The 26,359-nt window shown below is 68.5% G+C and carries 18 protein-coding genes; 4 read left to right on the forward strand and 14 right to left on the reverse strand.

What is annotated here, in order from left to right:
* Nucleotides 1-34 precede the first annotated feature (34 nt).
* The 4 genes from JRI60_RS08840 to JRI60_RS08855 all read right to left on the reverse strand — a co-directional run bounded on the left by JRI60_RS08840 (nt 35) and on the right by JRI60_RS08855 (nt 7,419).
* Complete coding sequence (locus JRI60_RS08840) at nt 35-1,567, reverse strand: hypothetical protein (RefSeq protein WP_204225406.1); 1,533 nt, start codon at nt 1,565-1,567, stop codon at nt 35-37.
* Between the two features lie 12 nt (nt 1,568-1,579).
* Nucleotides 1,580-2,926, reverse strand: coding sequence for a hypothetical protein (locus tag JRI60_RS08845; protein WP_204225407.1), 1,347 nt, complete (start codon nt 2,924-2,926; stop codon nt 1,580-1,582).
* Nucleotides 2,923-4,833: a hypothetical protein gene (locus JRI60_RS08850; RefSeq protein ID WP_239470425.1), complete on the reverse strand. Its 1,911-nt coding sequence runs from the start codon at nt 4,831-4,833 to the stop codon at nt 2,923-2,925. Before JRI60_RS08850 ends, JRI60_RS08845 begins: the two co-directional genes overlap by 4 nt.
* 528 nt (nt 4,834-5,361) lie before the next feature.
* The gene (locus JRI60_RS08855) at nt 5,362-7,419 is read right to left on the reverse strand and encodes a M13 family metallopeptidase (protein ID WP_204225408.1); all 2,058 of its coding nucleotides are present in this window, start codon (nt 7,417-7,419) and stop codon (nt 5,362-5,364) included.
* Between the two features lie 314 nt (nt 7,420-7,733).
* On the opposite strand from JRI60_RS08855, the gene JRI60_RS08860 reads away from it, so the two are divergent.
* The 4 genes from JRI60_RS08860 to JRI60_RS08875 all read left to right on the forward strand — a co-directional run bounded on the left by JRI60_RS08860 (nt 7,734) and on the right by JRI60_RS08875 (nt 12,224).
* Entirely contained in the window at nt 7,734-8,918 is a 1,185-nt protein-coding gene (locus JRI60_RS08860; RefSeq protein ID WP_239470426.1) for a glycosyltransferase family 4 protein, read from the forward strand.
* 84 nt (nt 8,919-9,002) lie between these two features.
* Nucleotides 9,003-10,121: a CgeB family protein gene (locus tag JRI60_RS08865; protein WP_204225409.1), complete on the forward strand. Its 1,119-nt coding sequence runs from the start codon at nt 9,003-9,005 to the stop codon at nt 10,119-10,121.
* 154 nt (nt 10,122-10,275) lie between these two features.
* Nucleotides 10,276-10,854: an RNA polymerase sigma factor gene (locus JRI60_RS08870; RefSeq protein ID WP_204225410.1), complete on the forward strand. Its 579-nt coding sequence runs from the start codon at nt 10,276-10,278 to the stop codon at nt 10,852-10,854.
* 224 nt (nt 10,855-11,078) lie between these two features.
* On the forward strand, nt 11,079-12,224 hold the full coding sequence (locus JRI60_RS08875) for a sigma-54 interaction domain-containing protein (protein ID WP_204225411.1): 1,146 nt from the start codon (nt 11,079-11,081) through the stop codon (nt 12,222-12,224).
* Here JRI60_RS08875 and JRI60_RS08880 read toward each other — a convergent pair.
* The 10 genes from JRI60_RS08880 to JRI60_RS08925 form a co-directional block, all read right to left on the reverse strand.
* Nucleotides 12,182-13,618 carry a glycosyltransferase family 2 protein gene (locus tag JRI60_RS08880; RefSeq protein WP_204225412.1) on the reverse strand — a complete coding sequence of 479 codons (1,437 nt, stop codon included), beginning with the start codon at nt 13,616-13,618 and terminating at the stop codon, nt 12,182-12,184. The genes JRI60_RS08875 and JRI60_RS08880 overlap by 43 nt on opposite strands.
* 49 nt (nt 13,619-13,667) lie before the next feature.
* Nucleotides 13,668-14,294 (reverse strand): phage tail protein, encoded by a 627-nt coding sequence (locus tag JRI60_RS08885; protein WP_204225413.1) that lies wholly within the window; start codon nt 14,292-14,294, stop codon nt 13,668-13,670.
* A gap of 1 nt (nt 14,295) precedes the next feature.
* Nucleotides 14,296-17,226 (reverse strand): hypothetical protein, encoded by a 2,931-nt coding sequence (locus JRI60_RS08890; protein ID WP_204225414.1) that lies wholly within the window; start codon nt 17,224-17,226, stop codon nt 14,296-14,298.
* A 104-nt stretch (nt 17,227-17,330) separates the two neighbouring features.
* A complete protein-coding gene (locus tag JRI60_RS08895; RefSeq protein WP_204225415.1) occupies nt 17,331-17,957 on the reverse strand; it encodes a hypothetical protein in 627 nt (208 codons plus the stop codon).
* Nucleotides 17,958-18,141: 184 nt separating this feature from the next.
* Complete coding sequence (locus JRI60_RS08900; RefSeq protein WP_204225416.1) at nt 18,142-19,917, reverse strand: hypothetical protein; 1,776 nt, start codon at nt 19,915-19,917, stop codon at nt 18,142-18,144.
* 174 nt (nt 19,918-20,091) lie between these two features.
* Complete coding sequence (locus tag JRI60_RS08905) at nt 20,092-22,149, reverse strand: chloride channel protein (RefSeq protein WP_204225417.1); 2,058 nt, start codon at nt 22,147-22,149, stop codon at nt 20,092-20,094.
* A gap of 106 nt (nt 22,150-22,255) precedes the next feature.
* Nucleotides 22,256-23,026, reverse strand: coding sequence for an NrsF family protein (locus JRI60_RS08910; RefSeq protein WP_204225418.1), 771 nt, complete (start codon nt 23,024-23,026; stop codon nt 22,256-22,258).
* A complete protein-coding gene (locus tag JRI60_RS08915) occupies nt 23,023-23,547 on the reverse strand; it encodes an RNA polymerase sigma factor (protein WP_204225419.1) in 525 nt (174 codons plus the stop codon). Before JRI60_RS08915 ends, JRI60_RS08910 begins: the two co-directional genes overlap by 4 nt.
* Before the next feature lie 156 nt (nt 23,548-23,703).
* Entirely contained in the window at nt 23,704-24,654 is a 951-nt protein-coding gene (locus JRI60_RS08920) for an acyl-CoA desaturase (RefSeq protein ID WP_204228829.1), read from the reverse strand.
* A 163-nt stretch (nt 24,655-24,817) separates the two neighbouring features.
* Nucleotides 24,818-26,290 (reverse strand): site-2 protease family protein, encoded by a 1,473-nt coding sequence (locus JRI60_RS08925; protein WP_204225420.1) that lies wholly within the window; start codon nt 26,288-26,290, stop codon nt 24,818-24,820.
* Between the last annotated feature and the right edge of the window lie 69 nt (nt 26,291-26,359).

Below are 26,359 nucleotides of genomic sequence, written 5' to 3' on the forward strand. Positions count from 1 at the left end.
CCTGGACGGAGGCCGAAGATTCAGCGGACCGCCCTCAAATGCTCAGATGCAGGGGGCCGGCAAGGCCCTTCCCGCGACGGAGGATCTCGAGCACATCCGCTACGTCGGCCCCCTCCGACACACGCAGGAATCGAGGGCCCGCCTCGTCGAGACGCTGGGCGTCGTACCGCAGATCCAGAACCTCCACCGCCCCGGAGGGGAAGCGTGTGAGCGTGACCCGGTGAGCGGGACCGATGTCCGCGGTCCACCAGTCCTCCGGGGGCTCGGCGCAGGAAGAAGAGGAGCCACACTCCAGCAACAGGCTCACCGCTGGTGGGGGCGTCGATGCCACGCTTTCCAGCGAGGGATGGATGGAGCTCAATGCCTTGCGTGTCGGCTCGGACAACGGGTACGTCGGCTTGCCGACGAGCACCAACTTCCCCAGGCTGGAATGCGCCGCGACCTCGAACAGACGTCGCAAGTGTTTCGTCTCGAGCCTGGCGTGCATCGCCACGGTGACCGTATCGGGTTTGGCCTCGTAGGGGGTCATGCGCGCGGTCCGTTGCGCCTCCTCGAGGAGCACGAGGGCCATGTGCGTGTCTTCCACCTCCCAGGGAAGCAGGCCACCGGCGTGACGCAACCCCTCTGGAGTCGCGAGCAGCGCTGGCTCGACATGGGGACCGTCAGTGAAACCCGGGATGGGCATCCAGTCCGCCATGTGGGAACTGTCTCCCACTGCCCAAGCAGACTGGGGGATGTACCAGAACGTCTGGTCGAAGAGCCGTGCGTCGAGCAGCAACGTGACGGCCGCGCAGACCGCCAGGACGGTCGGCCAGAGTACCACGGGACGTCGGGCCCGTGCGTTCACGGAAGACCGAACCCCCAGCACGAGCGCGCCCAGTATGATCAGGCCCGTGCCCACTCCGTAGAGCCTGTGCGCCAGGAGCCACTCATGCACCCACTGGTCGAACTCCAGGAAGTCCGGATGTGGTAGCCGCCTCGCGAACTCCCCGACAGGTTGGATGGTCCACCACGCGTCGAGTATCGCCAGGAGGCAGAGACAGAGGGCGGATGCGGCAATCACGGTGGCTGTCTTCGGGTGCCAGCGACCGGGCCTGTTCGGCTCGGGACTCGGCCGCCGGCGCTGGACGAGCGTCTCCACCAGCAGCACCAGCACCGTGGCCAACAGCAGACTGGCCGTATGGAGCAATGCGGTCAGCCGAGCACTCTGGAGCTCCGCGGAAAACGACAGGAAGAACTCCAAGCCCCCCCTGTAGTCAGGATTGTACGCATCCAAGATGGGCTTCCAGAGCCCGAGCCCGGTGCCGATCACGGCGAACCACGGCGCACACCCCGCGAGAAGAATGGGAACGAGAGGGATCGCTCTCCCGGTTCCGAGCCGCGCCAGACATGCGGCGAGGACGATGGCTCCCAGGAGTGCGCTCGACGAGACCGCCCCCGTGATCACGGGAAGGGCGTCCAAGCAGCCCCCCTGGTACCAGGGAGCCGGTATCCGCCGCGAGGCGATGACGAGCACCACGGGTAATGCCGCGTACAGCACGGGGCGCGACTTTCCGAGCAGGGTCACGTGCGGAGTCTATCACGGCCAGCCCTGGTGCCGTTCTGCCACGCGGTAGAGCTGGGTGAGAGAGGAGTCCAGCAGTGATTGGCACGAGCGCATGTAGTGCCAGGCCCGGACGAAGGGAAACCAGACGCGAGTGCCCACGAGCACCTGTGTCTCCTCGAGCTTCTGGCGCGGTATCCACTGGCCGCCCAGGTTTCGCACCAGCACCTGGCCCAGGTACGCGCCGATGGCGGGCACCGCATGCGCGTCGATCTCGTGCCGCTCGAAGACTCTCGGGAAGTCCTCGTGCCAGAACTGGTAGTCGACATCCGTGAGTGACTCGGGGGTCGCCTCGAAGACGGAGGGCACCTTCGAGTGCATCAGCGCCACCAGATGCTTGGCGAGAAGGCTGTAATGCTCGAGAGCGCGCTCCGGGTCCTGCACGTCGGAAGGCAGGGCGGAGTTGGCGGGGCGCCACTCCTCGGGCTCGGGTGGTTTCCAGTCGTTGAATTCGGCGATCTTCCGCTGGCGCTCGTGAATGGCGACGCTGTCCACCACGCGCGAGAGGAGCGGGGCCACGTCGGGGTGGAAGTGGGGCTCCACGGGGGCGAGCGTGGCACTGCGCTCGCGCAGGGTGCGCAGCACGGTGTCGAAGTCCAGGTCCGGGCGGAGGTGGACGTGGGCACGGGCCTGGGCCTGGCGCGCCTCGTCACTGGCGAAGTCCGCGGCGATGGGCCATGTCACCAGGAGGATGGAGCCGTTGGGGAGCGCCTCGACCTGATGGGCCGGTGTGGACAACATGCGCTCGCGGCCGACGGTCTCCACCAGCTTCGGGCCGAAGACGTTGAGCCAGCACACCTCGTAGATTTTGTCGAATCCGTCTCTGCGTCGAGTCTCCTCGTCGCGGCCAAAGTCGGGAGCCCCAGACAACTGATCGTCAGCCAGACTGTGGGCCGCCGCGTAGGAGACCGGATAGCGTGAGGCCCAGACACGTACCATGTCCACGAACCGGCGGCAGTGCTCAGTCTCCGCGAAGAAGGATAGCGGCTTTACGCGCATGAAGATGTCCAGCTCGGGAGGAACAGGTGGGAGCCAGAGACCGAGCGACATGTCCAAGGCGGGCCACTTCGTGCGATGAAACCCGCTGTGGGTGTAGCGGTCGCTGCCCCGCTCCTCCAGGGCCTTCAAGAGGGCATCGCGGGAGTATTTCCGTTTCCGCTTGCCACTGACGACGTCCGGCATCCACTCGCCCGCGTACTCCTCGAGCGCTTGGAGGAAGGGCGCCAGTTCTCTCTCCCGTTCAGCCTGTGGGTCGTAAGCACCTTTGAAAGTGAGCAGGAGGCAGTCCTCTTCCTCCAGGTCGGCGAACTCAAGCACCTTCATTGGAAGAGCACCTCCACTCCCGGGGTCATTGCCCTGGCTCGGTCCACGGCTGCCTGCTGCAGTCTTGGATCCTTGGGTTTGAGCTTGCCGCCTTCATAGATGAGGCTGACTCTCTGGACCTGCGCGTGACGCTCGAGGCCAGGGCGGCGGATATTCAGTGCCTCGCCGTAGAACTCGAGGGCCTGGCTCGCATCGGCAATCATTCGCGCTATCAGGGTGTCCGCCCCCAGCCCCGAGAAGTCTCGGCTCTTGAAGCTGAACGTCTCCACGCGAGAAGGTTGTCCGGGGAGTGGCTTCTGCTCGATGACGAGCACGTCCGCGTAGCGCAGACCGCTCCTGGGTTTTCGTACTCCCACGTACGTTTCGACACGGGGCTCGTTGAAGGCCTGAAGGTAGCGTCGCTGCGCCCGGGGGAGGGCCGCATCTTCGCGCAGCAGCTTCGCCATGTTGCGTTCGAAGGCCAGTCCACGGGTCACCAGCCTGCGCATCTTCTGGTAATCCTCCCATTTGAGGGGCGGCTCGATCGTCCTCCCGTGCTTTACCTTCGTGCCCCGTTCGAGCTCCGCGACGCGCTGCCTGCCGTATTCGAGGTAATCGCTCCAGAGCGGGTGGTCCGTGGCTCCGGCAGGCGGAGTCTTCTCCAGCGCCGCCAGTTGCTTCTCCAGCACTGCGACGTCTCTAGATAGGCGCGGGCCCAGGACGTCGAGTTCCACCTCCAGCAGCTTGGTGTCCAGCACCTCCCGGGGGAGGCCCGTCGCTTCGTCCGCGAGGAGGGTCACGCCTTCCGGACTCTTTCCGACCCTGCTCCTCGTCTGGGTGGAACTGGAACGATCGGACTTCGCCTGAGACAACCAGGCCTGCGCCTTCGGCACGTTGCCTCGGGCCTCGTAGAGGGCCGCCGCGCCGGCCTCTCCTCCTTCAATGACGAGGAGGGCTGCTTCTGGGTCGGCTCGGAGGTAGCGGGCCAACTCCTGAATGCCCTCACCTCCCAGCTGCTCTCGGAGACGCCCCGCCGTTGTCGTCAACTCCTTCAGGCGCAGCTCCAGCCCTTGGCGCACCCGCGCGGCTCCCGTCGGGGTGTCCGGGGCTCCACGGGCCTCGGAGAGGTATCGACTGCCCCTGCCGCCCGCGCACAGGGCCACCATGAGTGCCGCGGGCGCCAGCTCGCGCGTGGCCTGCTCGTACTGGCCCTGAGAGAGCGAGTACGCCCCATGGCCCGTGCCGGCCGCCAGGTAGTAGAAGCCCAGCGGCACGCCAAACGTCATCGCGTCGAAGGTGCCTACCGCCACGCTGCCCGCGGAGAAGTGCCGCAGCGCCAGCGCCCGCTCCACCTCGTGTAGCGCTTGCTGGTACGGTGGCGGCAACTGCGCCCGCCGCGCGGACAACTCCGTGTACCGGGAGCCGTCGCTGCCCAGGCTGGTGGAGAGAGCGTCCCTGGCGGCGCGGCCCAGGCCTCGCCGTACGTCAGCGGCCCGCTCGGCCCGGTCCGGGTAGTTCGAGAGAGAGAGACCTCGCGCCTCCAACTCCTCGTGCACGGCTGGCATGAGGGCCAGCGTTTGTCCCAGCTGCTTGTCCCGTGCCAGCAGCTGCAACATCTCGTCCACTTCGCCGTCGTAGGCCGAGTGCAGCACGAAGAGAGCGAACACCTCGGCGTGGAAGAGGCCGTAGCGCTCGGTGGCGGTGAGAAGGAAGGCAGCGCGCTTGCGCTGGAGGAGGTGGGCGGCGTCCTCGCGCACGGGCCCCAGGGCGCCCAGCCGTACCGCACGCCAGTCATCCAAGGACTCCACCAACCGGGGCATGTCCACGCGCTGCTGCAAGGCGACGAATTCGGCGGGCGAGGTGCACGAAAGGAAGGGGGCGAGGAGCGCCTCCTTTCCAGAGGAGAAGTCAGGCCAGCCCCGGGGCACGGCCTGGCCTCCGCAGGTGGGAGGGGCCTGGGGGGCGGCCTCCCCACTGGCCACCTCGCGCGGGGCCGCTTCGTCCGAGCCCATCCTGGCAAGGTCCGAGCCTGGTCCGCGGGCGCTCCGTTGGCGGTGCGGCCGCTCCTGCGCGCCTGCTTCCATGAAGGAGATGGAGGCGGGTGTCTGGAGAAGGGGCGTACCCGTCGCCGTCTCTCGCAACGTGGACAGGGCGCGCGGGCCCGGGGAACTGCTCCCGCCGGGTCGTGGTACCGGTGTGACGCAACCCGTGGTGAGCAGGACGCTCCCCAGCAGTAGCGCCGCCCGGTTTCTCAGCAAGGCCCCGGCGCGCATCGTCCACCCCATCCCCAGGGTGGCCATTCCCCCCCGGACGCCGCGTCCCGTCCGCCTTCGGGAACCGTCGCGTGCCGCCCTGTGCCAGTCCTGGGTGTGGACCACCTCTCGCGGTTCCCGCATGGACAGCTTCTCTGCCGCCATCTCCACCTCGTCAAGAAGCTGCCTCGGCGATCTTCCAACCTACCAGATGCGGACGCGGGCATCGGGTGCAAGATAGAGCTTCTGATCCGGCTCTACCTTGTACGCGGCATACCAGGCATCGAGGTTGCGGACGGTCCATACTCGCTCGCGCCCCGGAGCGTGCGCATCCGAGAGAAGCTGCGACCGGAGCGCGGGCTCGCGATACTTGATTCGCCAGCCCTGGGCATAGCCCAGGAAGAAGCGCTGGTCGCCGGTGGTGTCATCGAGCTCCGGGGCGGGCTCGTCCCGGAGCGCTCGATGATAGGCATCATACGCCACCGCGAGCCCGGCCAGATCGGCGATGTTCTCGCCCAGCGTCAGCGCGCCCTGGATCCGCTGTCCGGGGATTGGTTCATAGGCGTCATATTGTGCGACCAGCTTGTCGGTGAGCGCGGTGAATCGCTTGGCGTCCTGTGGCGTCCACCAGTCGGTGAGCCGACCCGAAGCGTCGAACTTGCGACCCTGGTCGTCGAACAGGTGACTGAGCTCATGGCCAATCGTGGTGCCAATGCCGCCGTAATTGACGGCCGGATCGGCGTTCGGGTCGAAAAAGGGCGGCTGCAGGATGGCGGCGGGAAGGATCAGCTCGTTCGCGGTCATGTTGGCGAAGGCGTTCGCCGCCGTTACCGGTGACAGCCACTCGTCGCGATCGACCGGCCGGCCGAGGCGGCCGATGATTCGCTGGTATTCGAAGGCGTTGGCGCGCGCCACGTTGCCGACCAAGTCGTCTGGTTTGATCTCGAGCGCGGTGTAATCACGCCAGGTGTTCGGATACCCGATCTTCACCCGGACATGGGCGAGTTTGGCGCGCGCCTTCGATTTCGTCTCCGGCGCCATCCAGTCGAGCCGCTCCAACCGGTCACCCATCGCGGCGATCACGTTCTGGACCATCGTCTCGACCTCGGCCCTGGCTCGCGGTGGGAAGTAGCGCGCGACGTATTCCCTGCCCACGGCGTCGCCCATGCAGTTGCCGACGAGCATCACGGCGCGCCTGGCGCGAGGCTGCTGTTCGGGCGTTCCGGCGAGTGCCGTGCCGTAGAAGGCGAAGCGCGCCTCCTCGAAGGGCTTGGAGAGATAACGCGCGTAGCTGCTCAGCATCCTGAGCGTCAGATAATCCTTGAGCACGGGCAGCGGCGTGCTGGCGTAGACCCGCGCCTCGCCGATGAAGGCGCTCGGCTGCATCGCGATGTAGGCTGGCTGGTGCTGGATCTCCAGCGCGGTGAAATAGTCGCGCCATGGGAAGCCTGGCGCCTTCTCCTCGAAATCGGCAAGCGACCATTTGTTGTAGGTCTTCTCCGCGTCGCGCGTGTCCGCGCGCGTCCAGTGAGCCTCCGCGAGTGCTTTCTCGAACGCGAACACGGCCACCGCGCGGGCGTCCGCATCACGCTCCCCCGCGAGTGTCAGCATCTTCGCCAGATAGGCTTGATAGGCGGTCCGGATCGACGCGAGCCGCGCGTCGTCCATGAGGTACAGATCGCGGTCTGGCAGCCCCAGTCCCGACTGGCGCAGGCTCGCGATATAGGCATCAGGCTCCTTGTCGTCCTGTCCGACGTTGGGTACGAAGAGGCCGCCGATGTCATGGCGCACGAGCTTCGCCATCTCGACCGCGAGCTCCTCGCGGGTGGTGGCGCCCGAGATCGCCCTCATCCACGGCTCGACCGGCGCGAGGCCTTTCGCCTGGAGTGTGGTTTCGTCCATGAAGCTCGCGTAGAAGTCGCCCAGCTTGGACCCTCGAAGCTTCGCGGCATCCTCGATGATCAGGCGGGTACGCTCGGTCGACAGCTCCTGGAGCACATGGTGCATGCCGTAGGAGGCGCGATTCACTGGGAGCGGCGTGTCCCTCAGCCAGCCGCCGTTGGCATGAGCGTAGAAGTCGTCGCCTGGAGCCACGCTCCTGTCCATGCCTGACCAATCGAGCCCGATGTCGTCTGTCCGCGGCTTCGATGCTCGAGCGGCGACGAAGGCGTTGCCTGCCGTCGCGCCACACGCGAGCACGGAGGTGGCAACTCCTCCAAGGAGGGTGGTCAGCAGGCACGCCGTGAGCAAAGGGACCTTCATGAAGGGATTCCTTCCGTTGGTTCTGTTGACGTCAGGACTCCCGAGCCCGGCACCTTGGATTCAAAGGCGGATTTTTTTCGGGCGTCTCGGGGGGCGTACGGCGGGACGGTGTGATTCGAATTCTCCGCCCGCGTCTCCCCCGAGACGTGACGAGGACTGACAAGTTCGTTTTCAGGGCCCTCTGTCCGATGTCTGGTTCTGGGTGTTGGTGGAGTTCACAAACCCATACTGGAGGCGGTGCTCCGTTCACCAATCACTGCCCGCGGGGTGGGCGGATCTGTCGCGGAGACAGGGGCGTGTGTTACCGCCTGTCCATGCGCGATCTCACCTCACTCCCTCCCTCCGTGCCCGCGCGCCTGAGCGCGCCCGGGAAGGTGCGTCGCGTGTTGATGACCGCGAGCACCGCCAGCGCTGGCGGTGTATGGACGTACGCACTGGAATTGAGCCGGGCACTGGGCCGCCGGGGTGTGGCGGTGACGCTGGCCACCCAGGGCGAGCCCCTCACCGCGGCCCAGTGGGCCGAGGTCCACGCCGTGCCGGGCCTCACCGTCGAGCAGAGCACCTGGAAGGTGGAGGGGACACAGGACTGCTGGGAGGACGTGGCGGCCGCGGGGCGGTGGCTGCTGGAGCTGGAGTCGCGCCTCCGGCCGGACGCGGTGCACCTCAATGGTTATTGCCATGGCGCGTTGCCGTGGCGGCGCAGGCCGCTGGTGGTGGGCCATACATGCCCCCTCGCGTGGTGGGAGGCGGTGACGGGGGAGCCCGCCCTGGAGCGGGACGTGCGCCAGCGCTGGGAGGTGACGCGCGGCCTGCGCGCCGCCGGTCACGTCGTCACCCCCACCGCCAGCATGCTGGAGGGCCTCGAGCGCCACTACGGACCGCTGCCCCGGGCCACCGTCATCCCCCATGCGCGCCGGTGCGAGGACTTCCTCCCCGCCTCCGTACGCGAGCCCTTCATCCTCTCCACGGGCCGGCTGTGGGACTCGGCGAGGAACCTGGAGGTGCTGGAGACGGTGGCTCCGAGGCTGGACTGGCCGGTGTTCGTCGCCGGTGACTGTCGACATCCCGACGGGGGCGAGGTGCGCGCGCGCTACGTGCGCGCGTTGGGACGGCTGCCTTCGAAGGAGCTCGCCCGGTACATGGGCCGCGCCTCCATCTTCGCGCTGCCCGCGCGCTACTCGCCCTTCGGCCTGCCCGTGCTGGAGGCCGCGCTCGCCGGGTGTGCGCTGGTGTTGGGAGACATCCCCTCCTTGCGTGAGGTGTGGGAGGGCGCGGCCGTCTTCGTTCCACCAGATGACACCGACATGCTCGCGCGAGCGTTGAGCAGACTCGTTTCCGAGCCCGTGCTTCGCAACCGGATGTCAACCCTTGCACGGACGCGTGCATTGGAGTTCTCCCCAGAGCGCATGGTGGATGCCTACCTTGCGGTCTATGCCGACCTGGACCGTGCGTCCTCGTTGGCGCCTCCCGCCCATCCCCAGCTGGCGCGGGCGACGTGACCGGGACTTCTGAACGATGCGCATCCTCGAGGGAACTGGGCGTCGGGACCGGATGGCTGGGGCCGGTCAAGGAAAGGGTGACACATGAGCAGCCACGGACTTCGGATCGCCTTCTTCGGCTCGAGCCTCGTCTCGGCCTGGTGGAACGGGGCGGCCATGTACTACCGGGGCATCCTCCGCGCCCTCCACGCGCGGGGCCACCGCGTCACCTTCTATGAGCCGGACCTGCCCGGCTCCCAGGGCCACCGCGACCTGCCGGTGGCTCCGGACTGGGCGCGCGTGGTGGTGTACTCCGTCGAGGGCACGGACGGGCTGGAGCGGTGTCTGGAGGAGGCCCGGAGCGCCGACGTGGTGGTGAAGGCCAGCGGTGTGGGCGTCTTCGACGAGCTGCTGGAGGCGCGCGTGCTGGAGCTCCAGTCCGGCCACACCCAGGTCGTCTTCTGGGACCTGGACGCCCCGGTGACGCTGGAGCGGGTGACGAGGAATCCGGAAGATCCCTTCCGGGCCCTCATCCCGCGCTACGACCGCATCCTCACCCAGGGCGGTGGGGATCCGGTGGTGCTGGCCTACCGCGACCTCGGGGCTCGCGACTGCATTCCCGTGTACAGCGCGGTGGATCCGGACGTGCACCACCCGGTGCTCCCGGACGTGCGCTTCGACTGTGACATGGCCTTCCTCGACGAGCGGCTGCCGGACCTCGAGCGGCGCGTGGAATCCTTCTTCCTGCGCGCGGCGGATCTGCTGCCCGACAAGCAATTCCTGCTCGGAGGTGACGGGTGGAGCGGGCGACAGCGGCCCTCCAACATCCGGTACGTGGGCCACCTCGCCCCGGGGGAGCGCAACGTGGTGCGCAGCACGGCGCGCACGGTGCTCGACGTGAGCCGCGATGGCATGGCGCGCTTCGGTTTCTCGCCGGCCCCGCGTCTCTTCGAGGCCGCCAGCGCGGGGGCTTGTCTCATCACCGACGCCTGGGAGGGCATCGAGCTCTTCCTGGAGCCGGGCCGCGAGTGTCTCGTCGCCCAGGACGGTCTGGAGGTCGCCGAGGCGGTGCTGTGTCTCACGGATGACGGGGTGCGCGAGCTGGGTGCCGCGGCGCGCCGTCGCGTGCTGGCCGAGCACACGTACGCACACCGGGCGGTGCAGGTGGAGCAGGCCCTGGGCTACACGTCGCGCCCTGGTTCCCTCCGCGAGTTCGTGGCCTGACACGCCAATCGGCAGGATCTTGCCGGTAGATTCCTGCCCGCGAAGGTCTCGACGCGGTGCGATGTCTGTCTTCTCCCGAGCGGGGACCCTGCCCGCATGGAAGGGCATGTCCATTGCTTGACAGTGGTTCGTGCCATCGAACCTCGTTCAAGCAATGCCGCTCCCGGAGAGGGAGGGCCGGTTCCTCCTCCAGGCCGGATTGGTGGAGGCCGAAGGAAAGAAGAGGGCCCTCTTCCTGAAGCTCTGGGAACAACACCGTGAGTACCTCCACGGGCTCTGTCGCAGGCATCTGGGCAGCGCCTCGGACGCGGAGGAGGCCATGAGCGAGCTGGCCATGAAGCTGTGGCGGAAGCTGCCCTGGCCGGAGGCCCTCATCCACCCGAAGGGGTGGCTGCGGCGGATGGCGCTCAACGTCTGCATCGACCTGCGGCGTGGCAGGCGTTCCGGGGACTGGCTCGTCGAGCTGGAGGAGCTGGAGAACGAGGAGGGGGGCCTCTCCTCCTGTACTCGCACCCCCGAGCAGGTGCTCCTCGGGCGCGAGATGTGGGGAGAGACGCGCGAGCAGCTCGAGGCCCTGTCCCCCGGACTGCGGCAGGTGGCGCAGCTCCACTTCGTGGAGGAGCTGTCCTACGCGGTCATCGCGGCTCAGCTGGGCCTGAGCCAGGTCAACGTGCGCAAGCGCATCGAGCGGGCTCGCACCCAGCTCCGCCACGCGCGCCTGTCGGCCCGCTAGGTTCTGGCTTCACGGAAATCTTCCAGGGCGTGAGTGTGGGAGGGACCAACCGATCCACGCAGGCGAGGAGCCGTGTGTGATCCAACTGGTCGGGTGTCCAGGTGTCTTGTGGGGGAGCAAGCGTCAACGCGTCTGATCCTGAGCCGGGGCCGTCATGTCAGTCCCGGTTGGTACGGTGGGCCTTGTTGAATGAGTGACACTGAGCGCCTTTGAAAATCCCTCCCATGGACTCCCAGCATCAGGTCGACCGCAAGGCTCCGCGCGGCATCGCGAGAAGCGGCTCTCCTTCAGAGGGGCTCGCGGAGTCGGAGGTTGTCTCGAGTGGAACTGCTGGCCAGGTCGTGCCCAGCGGGAGCCAGCGTGAAGTGGGCGATGAGCAGGGGCTCGTCGCTGGCGTGAAGATGCGTGAGGCACTGGAGGCGGCCCGCTGTGTGGCGGACGCCCGTGTCCCTGTCGTCTTGCATGGAGAAACCGGCACGGGCAAGGAGGTGCTGGCGTGGTTCATCCACCAGCACAGCCCCCGTCGCGACAAGCGCATGACGCAGGTCAACTGCGGCGCCATTCCCAAGGAGCTCATCGAGAGCACCTTCTTCGGCCACGAACGGGGGGCCTTCACCGGAGCCGTCCAGCAGCAGAAGGGCGTCTTCGAGGACGCGGATGGCGGGACGCTCTTCCTCGACGAGCTGGGGGAGCTTCCCCTGGCGGCCCAGGCCTCGCTGCTGCGCGTGCTCGAGACGGGGACCTTCTGCCGCGTCGGTTCGAGCCGGGAGATCGCCGTCGACGTGCGGCTCATCGCCGCCACGCACAAGCATCTCGAGGCCATGGTCGAGGCGGGCACCTTTCGCGCGGACCTCTACTACCGCCTGAGCACCATCGTGGTGGAGATCCCCCCGCTGCGCGAGCGGCTCGATGAGATAGACCTCTTCGCACAGCACTTCCTCGGCCTCGCCAACAAGGCCAATGGCCGGAGCGTCCAGGGGCTCGTCCCCGAGGCGTTCGCGCTGCTCCGGGCCTACCCCTGGCCGGGGAACGTGCGCGAGCTCAAGAACGCCATCGAGCGTGCCGTCGTGATGGCGCGGGGCACGATGATCTCCCCTGGAGATCTGCCGGAGCGCGTCCGGCTCTTCCAGGCGGGGATGCCGCGGGAGCCCTCCCCGGGCATGGGCCTGCCGCCCGCGGTGACCCCGCCGCCCATCGCGAGGGGCGAGGGCGCCCGGGAGCGCCTCCAGCAGTACGAGGTGCAGCTGCTGAGCGAGGCGCTGGAAGGCGTCGGCTGGAACCGGACCGAGGCCGCGAAGCGGCTGGGAATTCCCGTGCGGACGCTGGCCTACCGGATGAAGGTGCTGGGGCTTAGCAAGCCCGTGCGGTGAGGTCGGCCGTCGGTCATCATCAGCCGCTCCACCTGGGTGGCCGGGATGGGGCGCCATCTCGAACCCGCGCGCGGCCTGGCGCTCGTGTTCTTCGTGTGCAGGTAGGCGACGTACTTGTCCCAGTGGGAGTGGGCGATGATCTTCTTCGGCTCGGGGCCGTGGAGGAAGAGCACGTCCTCGCCGTGGCTCGTATCCGGGAACGGGTTCCGCCGCCAGAGCGACCGGGTGTAGCAGAGCGTGCCGCCATGGACCCAGGGGCGCTCGTGCCGCGGGTACTCGTAGCGCCAGGCCTCCCGGCGCACCGGGTTGTAGAACAGGGGCCTGCTCAGCCCGCACACGTCCGCGAGCTCGCCGAGGAGGGCGCGGGCCTGCAGCTCGATCCAGTCCGACGCCATCCAGTCGTCGTCATCCCAGTGCAGGAGGAGCTCCCCGGTCGCGCGCTCGCAGGCCAGGTTGCGCTTGTGGCCGATGGAGCTCCGTCTCCCTTCGCGCAGGTAGTGGATGCGGGCATCGTCCGGAATCAGCTCCTCCACGGGGCGCGAGCCATCGTCCACGATGATGAGCTCGGTGTCGGGATGGCTTTGCCGCAGGAAGTGCCGGATCGCCCGGGGCACGAACTCCTCGCGGTCGAAGGTCGGCATGATGCACGAGACCCGAGGGCGCGCCGGGGGGCTCACGGCCACATCCGGGGTGGAGGGCCGGTTGCGCTGCGCGAGGTAGAACGCCCGGTCCGCTCCGAAGCTCGCGGGCTCCAGTACCTTCCACCACTCCCGGGGGTCCAGGAGCTGACCGGGTGCGAACCGCCAGGTGTTGCGCCCGTGGCGCACGTAGAGGAAGAGGTCCCTCGCGGAAACCCTGGCGAGGCGGGCCCCTCGTTGCATGGCCGCGACCAGGAAGTCCGCGTCCTCGCGGAGATTGGCCGGAGGGTAGCGCACGCCCTCGCGCCACAGGTCGCGGCGGTAGACGAGCGTGCCGCCAATCACGTCCTTCAAGAACATGCGCGCGTGGAGCCGGGGGCTGCACGCCCAGAAGTTCCAGGAGTCGAGCTCGAAGACCAATGCCCCCTGGAGCGCCGTGATGTCGGCGGTCCCCGCGAGCAGGGGCGCGAGCTGGTGACTCAGGCGCTGGGGGCCGTACCAGTCGTCATCGTCCCACTGCGCGACGATGCCGCCCCGCGCCAGGGCCACGCCGGCATTGCGCTTCGCGCCGAGCGACAGTCCGCGCGGGACGCGCTCCACGCGGATGCCCGCTCCCTCCGGGAGGGTGGGAGGCAGGTCTCCCTCCTCCTCGTGGATGATGATGAGCTCCTTGCGCGCGACGTCCTGCGCCAGGAAGTAGCGGATGGACTGCTCGACGAAGCGTGCCCGCCCGGCGGTGATCATCACACAGCTCACGAGCGGGGGTTCGCCCTCCAGGCCTGGGCACGAGGGCGGCGCGTCCATCTCACACCCTGACGAAGTTCGTGAACCGGATGATGAAGTACATGGCGATGTTCATGGGGCGCGTCTCGGCCGGGGAGGTGAAGAGCGGCTGCTGGGAGCCCGGCTCCTGGACGACGCTGTCCGTGGGCGCCGTCATGGTCTCGACGAGACTGGCCGCATCCGCCGTGGGGCCCGCCCCGGCGGGACTGGCCACGGGCTTGGTGTAGTCGTGCTCGTGGAGCTGCAGCGCGCAGTCCTGGAGGGAGCCGACGCCGGGGGAGGAGTCTCCGTTGGTCATCTTCCGCTTGCCGGCGTCGGGATCCTTCCCGGAGCCCCCGTCGACCCCGCGCAGGAAGTAGCCGCGGAGGTCGGGGAGTTGGAACGTGTCTCCCCCGGAGGTCTTCGAGTAGAGATAGCCGATCGCCGCGAACAGCTCGGGGTACTCGGAGACCTTCAGCTCGCGCCCGTCGCAGACCAGCCAGCCCTGTCTCCACAGGAGCGTGGCGTGCTCCGGGGGGTCTCCCCCCGTGTCGCCGGGGAAGGGCACGACGGCTCCGGCGAAGGACACCACGCTCCCCACCGGCAGGCCCGGGGCCGCCAGGGGCATGGGGCCTGGGATGGGAGGAATCGGCGGGAGGGGAGGTCGCATGTCAGGGCCCCTTGTTCGAGGAGCCCTGAGTGTGCCTGGGTGCGTGGGTGGGCTCGAGCCTCCGCAGCCCCTCGATGGGGAACTCCTGGAGGACGGTGATGGTGGTCGGGACGGTGAACTCCCAGGGCTCGCTCATGGGGCGCACCTCGCTCGCGCCCGGGCCGAGCTTCTTGAGCTCGTTGGCGAGCGCGAGGTCGGACTCGTGCACCGCCACCCGGTCCGCGCGCCCTTCCCAGAGCATGCCCGAGGCGAGGAAGAACAGGACGGAGAGGGCCTCGGGCGGTGTGACGGGGATGAGCAGGCGCGCGTAGGCGGCCTCGAGGAAGTCGAGGAAGCGCTCGTCTCCCGCGGACATGAGCGAGGTCCGGGTGCGCCGTGCCCCTCGTCCCCGGGGGGACATGATGAAGCTGTAGCTGCTCTCGTCCCACTCGAAGGCCCGCTCGAAGAACTGGAGGTAGCGGGGATAGGCGATGTCCAGCTCGCTCGGGATACCCGGCGGTGGGGAGCCGCCGGGCTCGCCGACGTGCTCCTGGAGGGTCTGGAACAGGAGATCGAACGACTTGCGCTTGAGCTCCTTGCGCTCGGTGGTGCGGTAGTTCTGGCGCGAGTGGGGCGCCTCCTCGGGGGGCATGCCACCGCGAGGCAGCCCCTCATAGGCGGAGAGCTGCGCGGCGTAGGACTGGTGGATGGCGCGGAACGTCTCCAGGCGCCACTCGTCCATCAGCCCGCGGCTCGGTGCCGCCTCGAGCTCCACCGTGAGCTGGGCGGGCTCGAGGTCCACGGGCGGCGAGGCCAGCGGCCCGGAGGTGAGGAGCAGCACCTGCACCGTTCCCTCGTCCTGGTTCATCTTCACCGTCACCAGGTCGGTGGCGGTGGCCTGGAGGGAGACCCGGGCCTGCCCGACGAGCCCCTCGAGCTGGAAGGGTTCCTGGCCCGGCGGCAGCACGTAGCCGACCCGGGCCGTGGTGGCCTGGTAGCCCTTGGGCAGCGAGAGCGCGAGCACCTGTCCGCTCCGGACGAGTCCCGTCACCACGTGCCTCGGGTCCGGAGGCATGCGCAGGTCCTCGCTCGGGTAGCGCGCGGCCAGCATCGGGAAGCCCTGGGGCGTGATGTCCTCGAAGGACTCGATGCCGAGCGCCGCGGGGGGCACGGGAGGCGTCGAGTTCCCGGGGAGATCATCCTCCTCGGCGAGGTAGTTCTCGGCGGGCGAGGGGACGAGGAACTCCAGCACCATGCGGTTGCCGTAGTTGACCACGCAGGCGCGGTGGACCTCGTTGAGCCAGCGGTAGACGCCGTGCCGGCCATGCGCATTGCCCGTGTTGTCGAGGACGCTGGTGGTGGCCTCCACGCTCTCGCGGGTGGTGCTGGTGCGCCGGGCCTCCAGCACCTGGCGGGTGATGCGCTCGCTGGCCTTCTCGAGGACGCTCTTGGCGAAGCGCTGCAGGTCGCTGCGCCCCGGACCCCCACTGCCCGGGGCGGTCTCGACGCTCCAGCTTCCGTTCAGCGTGGCGGTGGTGGGCGGGCCGTAGTTGGTGCTGAAGTCGTTGTACGAGGTCTTCTCGATGATGTCCGCGAGGGTGCTCTTCACCTCGCTCGTCAGGGAGGTCGACCCGCCCAACGCCTCGCGTCCGTTGGCGTTCTCGTCGGAGTGGAGCCGGGTGGAGGTCTGCGTCTCCTGGCTCGTCTTGCGGCGCACCGACTCGCGCCGCTCGCCGGCCATGAGGCTCTCCACGTAGGCCAGGTCGCCCAGCGCGTAGCCGACGAGCTCCTGCCGCACCATCTGCAGGTCCCCGATGGCGTAGGCGATGATGCGCGAGCCCTCCCGGGGTGGGCTCTCCATGGGGGAGGCGGCCTCGGGCGGGAGGGGAAAGAGCCGGGCGGGCAGGACGGGCGAGGCGTTGGCGAGTGAGTCCAGCTCCCGCCGCTTGGGTGGCTGGGAGTGCTCGAGGAGCCAGCGCAGCAGGTGGTCCACCACGAGGTACTTCGCCAGCGTGTCGCGCAGGTGCGGCTGGTAGCCGAGCTCGATGACGAGGGCGAAGTAGCTCTGCCAGAGGTTGACCAGGACCGAGGTGTAGGCCTCGGAGTCGAGCTGCTCGCGCAGTTGCTCGGGCGTCGTCTTCAGCAGCTTCCAGAGGAGGGCGATCGTCTCCTCGGGGGGCAGCTCGCGCGCCGCGTGGAGCAGCTCGGCGAGCGCCGGGTACACGTCGAAAGGGGCGCCGAGCTCCCACGGTTTCGACACGAAGGTGGAGCCAACGCCGCCCTCGATGTACGAGACGGCGAGCCGCTCCATGCGCTCTCGTGCGTCCACGCCGCCCTGGTCGCGGATGCCGCACAGCTGGATGAGGAACTCGCCGGAGGGTGGCTGGTCCAGCGGATAGGGGTAGCGGACGAAGTGGAGCTCCAGCTCCGAGGAGGAGGGCTCCGGCCACGTGCGCATGTACACATAGGGGAAGAGCTCTCCGCCGCGCGTGACCGGCGTGATGATGACGGCGGGGGGCTCCTCGGAGGGCGCCGGGGAGGGGCCCGGTGGAGGAGGCGGCGGGGGGTCGGGCCACGACGGCGTCGGGGCCGGGGCCGTGAACTCGACCATCCCGCCTGCGTACTCGTGGACATCATGGGAGAAGCCGTAGTCGAGATCCTCGGCCCAGACGAGCCATACCCGGCCGTCGTGCTGGCAGCGCAACTTCCCAAGGACCCGGAGCCCACACGGAAAGGTGGTCTCGAAGGCGATGACGTCCGGTGGCTGCCCACTCTCCCGCTCGTAGGCGGGTTGGACGGGCTGACCCCGGGAGGAGGGCTGAAGCGTCATCTTCCACGACGCGAGCTGCCTGTCCGGGCCCAACGTGAATTCGAAGATGAAGCCGAGACGCCAGCGGCGCCTCTCGAGGTCGGACAGCTCGAGGTGGAAGTGCTTGGGTGGGATGGACCGCATACGTGGCTCCTGGAATCTCCTGGCGCCCGGAGGCGGAGCGCCAAGGGGGCGAGCGCACCTGGGACGGCGGGGGCGCTCACCCCCTGGCGGTGCACGGCGACGGACTACAACCGCGTCACGTTCTGGAGCGTGAAGTGGAAGGGCGTGGAGCTGGTGCCGGGGCCACCGCCCGACATCACGATGTCCGCGCTCTTGATGCCCAGCAGCGAAATCTCCGTGTTGATGTCGGAGATGATCGCCGAGTCCATCACCTTGCCCTGCTGAATCTGCGAGGCCACGCCGATGAAGATGGTCGGCTTGAACTTGAACACGGCCTTCTGGCCCGGCGCGATGGAGGTCTTGGTGGCGAGCAGCAGGTTGTCGCGGAAGACGTTGGCGTCGATGGCGCCCTGGGGAAGGGCGTTGCGCACCTGCACTTCCTCGGGGCTGGTGGCCGGCGAGGTGGAGAGCTGGAGCTCGTTGCCGGAGGAGGTGAGCGACATGTCCCAGAGCTCGCCGGGGGACGCGTCGAAGGTCGGGGTGAAGTTGTTCCAGCTGTCGTTGGCGGACACGTCCAGCGCCAGCGAGTACGTGAACGGGTGGTAGTTGCCGCGCCCGAGGTTCTGGATCACCCGCCACGCGATGGACAGCTCGTCGAAGTCCGTCGCCACGTTCTTCTGGAAGATGACGATCTGCGAGTTGTTCTTGTCATTGGACTGGTTGTAGAGCTTGAGGCTGACGACCTGCGACATGTGTTGCTCCTGGTTGGCGAGCCCATGAGGTCGGGCTCGTTGTTTCTGGTATTGAGCAAACGCGGTGCCACGGTACCGCGCGGTTGTCTTCACTGGGAGGAGAGCGATTGACGCTTGAGCCGGAGCAAGGAGTGGCTGGCAATGAATTGCTCGCGGCTGGGAGGATGGCAGGATCCTGCCGGGCTCAGCCGACCACCTTGGGAAGGATCGGCTTCTGCTGCATCGGGAGGTACCTCTCGAACGCCGAGCAGAGCGCCATCTCCTCCGCGTTGATGAGCCACTGGATCATCTTCGCCTTGTCATCCGCCGCGCCGAGGAGGTCCGTGCTCTGCTTGCGGATGGACGCCGCGAGCATCAGCTCCTTGCCTTTGTACTTCTCCTGGAAGGCCTCGGCCTCCTGCTTCGTATAGGCCCCACGCGGGTAGCTGAACTTCTTCCCGATCTCCTCCACCAGGTCAGCGGAGACGTCCATGTCCTCCTGTGAGTCATAGGAGAAGTTGGGATCCTGCGGATAGAACTTCGCGAGCGTCGTGGAGAAGAAGTCCCGGTACCCGTCCAGGAGGCCCTGCGCGAGCTGGAGCACCTGCTGCTCCGTCCAGGTGCGCAGCTTCACCAGCGCATCGTCGAAGCCGTGGGTGATGACCGAGTGCGCGGCGATCCGCACCAGGTGCGGGGGCGGGTAGCTGCCACCACTGTTCTCGTGCAGCAGGAGGTAGTGCCGGCTCCTCCTCTCGGCGGCCAGGATGCCCCCTTTGTTGTCCTGGTAGACGGACGGGTACTGATTGCCGAGCGTCCCCTCGACGTAGCCGTTGTGCCAGTAGGTATCCCCGATGTCGCGCAGGATGATCGCCTTGAGGCGCGTGAGCTTGTTCTGGTCGAAGACGAGGAGGAAGTTCTGGGCATTGGCCGACTCGTGGATCAGCCCGTACTCGAGGAACAGCTTCGCCTTGGCCCTTCCGACGGGCCTGGCGAAGTTGGTCAACCAGAACGCGAAGTCCTCCTGGACGTCATCGCTCTGCGAGAACACCTTGTCGCTGTACGGCACGCAGAGCCCGGGGAGGTAGACCTCGCCGTCGCGCATGCAGGAGAGATCTCTCACCTGGAACCCATCGTAATCGTCGCTATCGGCGATGGGCGCCGTGACCGTCAAGAGCTCGAGCTGCGTGCGGAAGGTGTCATCGACGAAGTTGTTCTCGTCCGGCTTTCGCAGTGCCTCCACCCGCTTGATGATGGTGGAGCGGGTGATCGCCAGCGCGCTGTTGACCTCGAGCCGGTTCTTCCCGGCGGGTGCCTCGAACTTGCTGCCGACGTAGGACACGCCCGTCTTGATGGAATAGAGCCTCGACGCGACGTTGTCTCCATTCGCCTGATGGCCGTCGGCGCTGGTGAACTCGCCGAGGTTCGGTCCGATGACGGTGTAGAAGCGGTTGGTGTCACGGGCGGGGTCGGCCCACTCGTCTTGATTCACACACGCCTGGTTGATGTTGACGGTGGGACTGCGCTGGTCCTCCCACTTGGGATCCTGCTGTGGCTGGGGGTCCCCATTGGGCACGAGCGCCAGGGAGCTGCGCGAGGCCGTGCTCCAGCGGCGCATCTTCCAGAACGCATCCAGTTTGACATTCACCCGGGTGCTGTCCACGAGGTTGGGAGAGAGGCTCGAGAACAGCTCGCTGTCTCCCGAGTTGAAGGGGAAGCGCACGCGCAGGTGCCCCTCCTGTGTGGGTTCGGGCAGGAAGAACGCGTAGAGCCACGGGTGGTCGTCCTTCAACCCGTCGATCATCTGGACCCCGAACGTCTCGCGCTCCTTCTCCTCGGCCTCCCAGAGGATGAACTGCTTCTCGGCGTCAGGCTTGGTGTAGGTCGGATCGTTCGCCAGACATTCGTAGGCGCACCAATCCAACCCCGCCGACGTGCGTAGCTGAGGCAACCATTGCTCGATGTCATCCAGTGTGATGGGCATGTCCGTGGGCTCCTTGTGGGAGCCCCTGCGGACAGCAACGCCCGTACCAGCCGCGGACCCCGGGAGGCGGAGTCGCCGCGGACGGCAACATCTTGCCGCTTTCCCGGCCACGAGCCATCCCTTGCCCGCCAGTTCTTGCCCGGCCTCTCCGTTCTCGAGCCCGGTGGGGCGGACTCAGTTCGTGGCTTCGGTGGGCGCCACGATGTGCTCCCCGTGGGCGTGCTGTCGCGCGTGGCGCGCGGAGAGGAACCTGCGCACGAGCGCTCGCGTCAGCAGCCCATGGGTCTGGCTCCCCGGTGCTCCCTGCACGGGCAGGGCGTCCACGTCCTCCTGGTCCATCAGGCGCAGCGCCTGGGCCAGGTCCGTGTCGGGCGTGAGCAGGGGCACCTTGCGCGCGACATCGCTGGCGACGAGCGCCGGGTGCAGGGCCTCGTCGCGCCAGATCTCCCGGAACTGGTCCACCTGGACGATGCCGTACAGCTTCCCGTCTCCGTCGAGCACGGGCAGCACGCCGCTCTCGGTGGTGAGCACCTGGTCCATCAGGGGACGCAGATGCATGTCGGCCGGCACGGGCTCCAGCTCACGCATCAGCGCGCGCACCGGGGTGGTGGCCAGCAGCTCCTCGTCCGTCTGGACCTTGGGCGCCTTGCGCTCGGAGAGGTAGTGGCAGAGCGCCGAGGCGATGGTGCACGTCACCATGAGCGGCAGGATGATGGAGTGATTGCCGCTCAGCTCGTAGAGCATCATCATCCCGGTGAGCGGCCCGCGGGTGAGCGCGGCCATGGCGCCCCCCATGCCCACCACGGCGTAGGCCCCGCTGGGTCCGGTGCCGTGGGGGAACAAGTAGTGCACCAGGGTGCCGAAGGCGCCGCCGGCCATGGCCCCCATCACCGCCGAGGGGAAGAAGGTGCCTCCCGAGCCGCCCGAGCCCAGGGTGATGGCGGTGGCCACCAGCTTCACTCCGCAGGCGGTGACGAGGAAGAAGAAGCCCAGCTGCCCGATGGCGGCCAGGTTGATGTAGTCGTGCCCGCTGCCCCACACGGTGGGGCTGAGGAAGGCGAGCAGCCCCGCGCACAGCCCGCCGAGGGCCGCGCGCAGCGACAGCGGACGCCCTCCCAGCCACGCCGACAGCCGCCCCCGCCCCCGCCCGCCGAAGAAGTCCTCCGTGTGGTGCAGCAGCCGCACGAAGGCGTACGCGATGAGCCCGCAGATGAGCCCCAGCACCGCGTAGAAGACGACCTCGCCGCCGCTCACCAGCTTGTAGTCGAGCCGGTTGATCATCGGCGCCGCCCCCATGGTGCCCCGGCTCACCAGCGTGCCCGCCACACTGGAGAGGATGATGGGCGAGAAGACCTTCAGCTCGAACTCGCGCAGGATGATCTCCATCGCGAAGACGGCTCCGGCGATGGGGGCGTTGAAGGAGGCGGAGATGCCCGCGCCGGCCCCGCACGCCAGCAGGATGGCCAGCTCGCGCCGGGAGAAGCCCAGCGTGTGGCCCACGGTGCCGGCGAAGGCCGCGCCTCCGTAGACGATGGGGCCCTCGCGTCCCGCCGAGCCTCCGCTGCCGATGGTGATGGCGCTGGCGATCAGCTTCAGCAGGCCCCGCTCTCCGGACAGCTCCTGGTTGCTCTTCACCGCGCGCACCACCTCGGGCACGCCGTGGCCATGGATGTCCGGGTAGTCGCGCAGCAGCCGTCCCACCACCAGGCCCCCCAAGGGGGGGGCCACGAGGAAGAGCCACCAGGGCAGATGGGGCAGGGTCTCGGTGATGCTGTGGGCGTGGCCGAAGGCGCGGTTGAGCGCGGTGAGCGCCACCAGCGGGTAGTAGAGGGCGAGCGCGCCCAGCACCAGCAGGGCCAGCAGGCGCAGCCGGCGCTTCACCTCGTCACGAGGGCCACCGGGCTCGATGACGCGCGAGAGCAGCAGCGCGCCCAGGGCCAGCGGGGCGCCGGTGATGGCGTGCTCGAGGTGCCAGTTCGTCTGGGACAGCGCGTCCCACACGTTGGCCAGCGGATGCGGGCCCGAGTACCGCGGGTTGCCCAGGCGCGCGATGCTGAAGGAGATGCCGTTCATCACCCCGATGAGGTTGGAGAAGATGCCCGCCGCCAGCCCGCTGTAGAGGCCCACCACCGCGCCGGCCACCGGCAGCACCGAGGGGCCCGGGAGGTGGATCCGATTGAGGGTTTGTAGGCAGACCTGCACCAGACGCCGAAGCGGGGGATCACCACTCATTGGAGCCCATACTAAGCGTCCCCCGCCCGGGAGTTTCAAGGTGCTCGTGGGCTCGACAGTGGGGCTGCATGCGGGAGAGGAGGCGGGGGCCTCCGTGGCTGGCAGGTCAGGGGGCGTGATTCTGGTTGGGGAGACGGGCCCGCACCAGCAGGGCGAGGACTCCCAGCAGCAACCAGGGCCCCACGTGTGAGGTGACCAGGTGGGGGGCACTGCCGTCCGAACAGTGCACGTGCAGCAGCAGCAGGCCCACCGCTCCGGCGGAGAGCCCCGCGGCCACTGACCGGGCCGGGTTGTACGCCGAGCGCCGCAGCACCACCAGGGCCGCCAGCAGCGGCAGCGCCGACAGCAGCAGGTGCATCCGCATACACCCGATGCTCCCGGCGAGGAAGTCTCTCACCGCGAGCCCCGAGCCCCCCAGCACCACGGACAGCGCCACCACCGCCGCGCTCGTCCCCACCAGGCCCCAGGCCACCCGCCGTGTCGGCGCCAGTGCCACCACCGCTCCACCCACCATCGTCAGCAGCACGAGCACGGCCAGCCCCAGGATCACCCACGGGGACGCCGCATTGCGGAACAGGCCCGCCGGGGTCCGGGTGAGCCCCAGTGCTCCGAGCACCGTCATCCCCACGTACACGCCCGCCAGCACCAGCACCTCGTGCCACCAGGGGGTCGCCTTGGGGTGGGCCTTCAGCTCCTCCAGCACCTGCGCGCGTGTCGACTCCAGCGCCGGAGCCTTCAGGGGGGGCGTCATGGCCTCCAGTGCGCCGAAGCCCTCCTGGAGCGCGCGGCACTCGGCGCACGTGTCCACGTGAGCGGTCAGCTCCGGAGGGAGCGGCTGTCCCAGACTGTCCAGGACGCGTGTGCACTCGGGGGTCATCCGCTCGTCTCCTCGCGCAGGGCGGCCAGCAGCTCGCGCAGCCGCGCGTAGCCCCGGTGGGCCCGCACCTTCACCGCCGACTCCGTCAGTCCCATCGACTCGGCGATCTCCGCGAAGCTCATCCCCTCGAAGCGGTGCAGGACGATGGGGACGCGCTGGCCCTCGGGCAGCTCCGCCAGGGCCCGCTGCACCACGCGCTCGAGCCCCGCGTCCCGGGGGGCCGGCTCCTCCACGGGCACGCTGGAGGGCAGCTCGCCTTCGTCCGTCAGGTCCTCGGGCCGCTTGCGCCGCTGCCAGTCCCGGGCCGCGTTGGTGGCGATGGCGTACAGCCACGGCTTCACCCGCGAGCCCTCCTGGAAGCGTCCTCGCGCCTTCACCAGCGAGAGGAACGTCTGCTGGGACAGGTCCTCCGCCGCGGCGGCGCTGCCCGTCAACCGCGCCAGGTAGCCGTGGATCGGCCTCGCGTAGCGCTGGAAGAGGGCATCGAAGGCCCGTGCGTCGCCCTGGGAGAAGCGCGTCATCAATACCTCGTCCGACTCACCGGCGGCCGGAAGGGGCGCCGGTTCATCAGCGGTACGCGCGGGGGCGGTAACGGGTTTCAGCGAAGGGGGTGGCACGGTTCTTCCGGGGGAGGGCCACTCTACTCCAACCCGGAAGCTTCCCGGCCACCCCGGAGACTACTGGCGCTTGAGGAGCGCCTGGGGGGACGGCGCGGAGGAGGGCAGGCTGTCGGCCGCGGCGGCCAGGGCCTCGCGCACCTTCTCCTCGGCGGCCTTCATCTTCTCCTCGGCGGCCTTCTTCTTGGCGGCCACGGGGGCGAACCAGGGGATGCTCACCGGGGCGTTGAGCGCCGCGCGCTCCTCCGCCGTGTACTTCAGGTAGGAGTACTTCGTCTGCTCGGACGGGGTGCGCAGGTCGCTCACCAGGCCCACCCACGAGAGCGCCTTGAGCGAGTAGTAGCTCAGGTCCACCTCCCACCAGAACCAGCCCTGGTTGGCGGTGTTCTGGTGGAAGTGGTGGTTGTTGTGCCAGCCCTCGCCCAGGGTGATGAGCGCCAGCAGCCAGTTGTTCTTGCTGGTGTCCGTCGTCTTGTAGCGGCGCTTGCCGAACACGTGGCTGAGCGAGTTGATGGTGAAGGTGCCGTGCCACAGCAGCACGGTGCTCACGAAGAAGCCCCACACCAGCATGGAGAAGCCGCCGATGAAGAAGAGGGCCACGGCCAGCAGCACGGGCGGCACGATGAAGAGCCGGTTGAGCCACACCAGCTCCGGGTAGCGCGCGAAGTCCTTGATGCTGTCGTAGCGCGTCTCACCGTACTTGTCGCAGAGGATCCACCCCAGGTGGCTCCACCAGAAGCCCTTCTGCAGCGGCGAGTGGATGTCCTGCTCGTGGTCCGAGTAGCGGTGGTGGTGCCGGTGGTGCGCCGCCCACCAGAGGACACCCTTCTGCGTCGCCAGGGTCCCCGCCAGCGCGAGGAAGAACTGGAAGCCGCGGCCCGCCTTGTAGGCGCGGTGGCTGAAGTAGCGGTGGTAGCCAGCGGTGATGCCCCACATCCGGAAGACGTACAGGCCCACGCATACGGCGACATCCACCGGCCTGGCCCCCGTGTAGAACACGAAGAGGCACATCAGGTGCACGCCGATGAACGGGATGGATGCGAACCAGTTGATCTTCTCGTCTCGGGTGGGCGCGGAGGTGGATGCGTTCACGGGAGCCTCGGGCTGGAAGCAGACCGAGCGGGAAGTTGCTCAGCCTCGTCCCGCATCAACACCCCCTCATGTCATGGCAGTGTCAGGCGGACGCGGATTTGTGCAGGCCCATGAGCCACTGCTCGAAATCCAGGTGGCCGTGCAGAGGAGCGAGGTCCTCGTCGGAGGCCGCGTAGTCGGCATCCTGGAAACCCAGCGAGGTGGCGCGGTGCAGCATGCGCATTGCGTCATCCTTGTGACGTGCACGGGCATGAGCACACGCCGCGTCGTAGGCCAGGCGGGCGACGGGGGCGTGGAGGAGGCCCTCCTCGGCGATGCGGGCCGCCTCCGAGTAGGCCCCGCGGATGAAGAGGGTGCGCCCCGCGCAGGTGAAGGCCGCCTCCGGGTCCACGCCCGGAAGCCGCAGCGCCTGCTGCACGCGCCCGGCGCGGATGAGCGAGCCGGCGAACTCGTGCAGGACGGTCCTGTCCCGCGTCTCCTGCCAGGCCAGCTCCCACAGGGAGAGTGCCCGCGGCTCATCGCCCAGCAGGGAGAAGGCGGCCGCCAGGGCGTGGGTCTCCACCGGCCGGCGCTGCACCTGGGCGAAGTGGTCCAGCGACGTGCGGCCCTGTCCGTTCTTGAGGGCCACCCAGCCCAGCAGGTGGTGGGCGCGCGAGGCCAGGTCCAGGGTGCACGCCTCCGCCTCCAGCACGGCGAGTCCGTGCTGGCGCGCCTCGTCCAGCCGTCCCTGGGCCAGTGCCTCCTGGGCCTGTTGCAGCTCCCGCACCAGCGGCTCCGGCGCCACGCCCGAGGACACCTTGAGCTCTCCGCGCGAGGTGGCCATCAGCAGCCGCAGCGCCTGGTATCCATAGATACCGAAGAGCAGGCCGAGCACGGGGGCCGGTTGGACCACGGCGAAGGCCACCACCGCGACGCACACCACGAGCGCCAGCAGCTGCGCCCCCATGAAGCCCATCTTCCCGAGGAACCGGGTGGCCAGGGTGCTCACGATGGTGCCCCCATCCAATGTCGGGACGGGGATGAGGTTGAAGATCGTCCAGAAGAGGTTGGCCACGAAGAACCAGGCGAGCAGGAAGCGCGCCACCTGCGCGTCCGGGGACACCCCATATTGTCGGAGGAGCAGCGCCACCACGCCCAGCGCCAGCCCGGACAGGGGCCCCGCCGCGGTGACGACCACCAGCCTGTTCCAGGGGATGGGGGCGGAGGCGTTGGGCCGGGTGGCGCCGCCCAGCCAGACCAGCTCGATGCTCGGCCGGTAGCCGAACACCCGGAGCGCCAGCGCGTGGCCGGACTCGTGGACGAGCGCCGACACGAAGATGATGAGCATCCACGAGAGGGCGACCCCCATCGCGGTCCGGCCATACCCGGGGCCTCCGGGCGACTGGAGCTGGTGGTAGGGCCAGACGCTCGGGTCCAGCATCCAGGTGCTCGGATCCAACGTCGTCGGGTTCAACGCCGGCATGTCCCGCACCATGAGGACGCCCAGCAGGGCGGAGAAGAGCAGGTGTGAGAGGTGGACGTCGACGGGGATGCCCCCGAGCCGGAAGCGCAGCATGGGGCGGACCTTAACCAAAGGAGGGCGGGCGCGCAGGCCATCGCCCGCGCCCTGGAACAATCCCTCTAA

The organism is Archangium violaceum, from assembly GCF_016887565.1.
Classification (GTDB): Bacteria; Myxococcota; Myxococcia; order Myxococcales; family Myxococcaceae; genus Archangium; species Archangium violaceum_B.